The sequence below is a fragment of the Streptomyces durbertensis genome (assembly GCF_014156695.1).
Classification (GTDB): domain Bacteria; phylum Actinomycetota; class Actinomycetes; order Streptomycetales; family Streptomycetaceae; genus Streptomyces; species Streptomyces durbertensis.
The window spans coordinates 1-2,409 of record NZ_WMLF01000616.1 but is presented as its reverse complement, the minus strand read 5'-3'; the positions used below and the strand labels follow the sequence as shown (position 1 = coordinate 2,409).

At 74.1% G+C, this 2,409-nt stretch carries 2 protein-coding genes; one reads left to right on the top strand and one right to left on the bottom strand.

What is annotated here, in order from left to right:
- On the top strand, nt 1-1,490 hold a 1,490-nt coding region (locus GL263_RS25115), incomplete at its 5' end, for a PTS fructose transporter subunit IIC (protein ID WP_182858033.1).
- A 142-nt stretch (nt 1,491-1,632) separates the two neighbouring features.
- Here the strand turns inward: GL263_RS25115 and GL263_RS25110 are convergent.
- Nucleotides 1,633-2,409 (bottom strand): P1 family peptidase (locus tag GL263_RS25110; RefSeq protein WP_182858032.1); only part of this gene is annotated, 777 nt, incomplete at its 5' end.

Sequence of the window (2,409 nt, the reverse complement as noted above, 5' to 3'; positions counted from 1 at the left end):
CCTTCCGGGTCGTCGCCGTCACCTCCTGTCCCACGGGGATCGCCCACACGTACATGGCGGCGGAGGCGCTGGAGAACGCCGCCGCCCGCGCCGGCATCCGACTCGACGTCGAGACGCAGGGCTCGGCCGGTTTCCGACGCCTCGACCCCGAGGTGATCAACAACGCCGACGGCGTGATCCTCGCCCACGACGTGGAGGTACGGGACCGGGCGCGGTTCGGCGGCAAGCCGACCGTGGACGTCGGGGTCAAGGCCGCCATCAACCGCCCGGACGAGCTGTTGGACGAAGTACGGCGCAAGGCCGAACGCGGCGAGACCACGGAACCGTCCACCGGTGCCGTGCCGATGGACGCCGGCAGCACCGCGGGGGAGGGCTTCGGCAGCCGTCTGCGCCGGTACCTGATGACGGGCATCAGCCACATGATCCCGTTCGTCGCCGCCGGTGGGCTCCTCATCGCGCTCTCCTTCGCACTCGGCGGCTACGGGATCACCGACGCGCCCTCGGTGATCGACAGCTTCAGCTGGCTGGAGAAGACCAGCTGGGCGGCGCTCTTCTTCCAGATCGGCGTGGCCGCGTTCGGGTTCCTCGTGCCCGTGCTCGCCGGCTACATCGCCTACGGGATGGCCGACAGACCAGGCCTGGCACCCGGGTTTGTCGGAGGCGCCATCGCCCTGTCCGTCGAGGCGGGCTTCCTCGGCGGCCTGGCCGCCGGTCTGCTGGCCGGTTCGGTTGTCCGACTGATCCAACGGGTGCGCATACCCGACGTGCTGCGCGGCGTGATGCCGGTGGTGGTCATTCCGCTGGTGGCCTCCGCGGTGGTCGGCCTGCTGATGTTCGTGGTGGTCGGCAAGCCGATCGCCGCGGCCCAGAGCGGCCTCACCGACTGGCTCGCCGGCCTCAGCGGCGCCAACGCCGTCCTGCTCGGCGCGCTGCTCGGCCTGATGATGTGCACTGACCTGGGAGGCCCGGTCAACAAGGTCGCCTACGCCTTCGCGACCGGCGGCATCGCCGTGGCCGCTCCGAGCGAGGGCGCGCTGAAGGTCATGGCGGCGGTCATGGCCGCCGGCATGGTGCCGCCGCTGGCCATGGCGCTCGCCACCGTGGTGCGCGCTCGCCTTTTCACGCCCGCCGAGCGGGAGAACGGCAAGGCCGCGTGGGTGCTCGGTGCCTCCTTCATCACCGAGGGAGCGATCCCGTTCGCCGCGGCGGACCCGCTGCGGGTCATCCCGTCGGCCATGGCGGGCGGTGCCGTGACGGGCGCGCTGAGCATGGCGTTCGGCTCGACCCTCCGTGCCCCGCACGGCGGTGCCTTTGTGGTGCCGCTGATCGGCGGGCCGCTGCTCTACCTGGTCGCCATCGCAGCCGGCACTCTCGTCACCACGGGGCTGGTGGTCGCCCTGAAGAGCGCGCGACGGCCGGACGCGACGGCCGCGGCCGGGTCGGTGCCCGCCGAGCGCGGCCAGGTCGGCGTCGGCGTCACGGCGAGCTGACGACGGCCACCGCCGGATCGCCCGGCCTGCCCGCCAGGGGAGGCCGGGCGATCCGCACGCCGGCCGCCGTCGCCGGACGCCCTCTCTCCCAGGCGCCGCTGTCGCCGGCGGACCCCTCGGCCAGCCGGCGGTCGCGCCCGCCTCACCTGCGGTCGTACAGGTCGCGGTAGCTGGGGAAGTGACCGCCGGGGCCGTTCACCGTCTCAGCCGCGAGCACCGCCTTGACCACCGCGCGGGTCAGCACGTCCGCCCCGGCGGCGTACACCTGGTTCAGCGCGTTCATCTCGGCCGCTTCCCGGCGGCTTTCCCCGCCTCCGGGGAGGTCTCCGGTCACCGGCCGGGTGCCGGTGGCCATCGCGAACACGGTGTCGCCGTCGTGCAGCAGGTGCACCGGACTGACCGCTCTGGCCAGCCCGTCGTGCGCGGTGCCGGCCATCTTCTGTGCCTGCGCCTTGCCGAGCGAGGCGTCCGTCGCCACCACGGCGAGCGTCGTGTTCAACGGAGGAGGGCCGGACGTCTCCCGCGCCTGGGCCAGCCGGTGGAGCGCCCGCTCGTGCCGTTCCGCCGACGGCAGCAGCGGCCTGCCCGCCCCGTACAACTCCCCGTACAGGGCGCCCGTGTCCGGGGCGAGCACCGAGCCGACGGCGTTCACCGCGGCGATGGCCGCCACCGTCACCCCGGACGCCAGTACCGTCGAGGCGCCTGCCACACCTCCCTTCAGTCCGCCGACGACCGCACCGGTGCCCGCGCCGACGTTCCCCTCACGCCGCTCGTCACCACCGCGGCCGGCGCTCTCGGCGGCGGCTCTGCCGAGGGCCGCGTCCGGGCGGGCCCGCCACTCGCCGCCGCGCCCCAGGTCGAAGAGGCAGGCGGCGGGCACCACCGGGACGACCTGGTGCTCGGCCGGCCCCACCCGAAC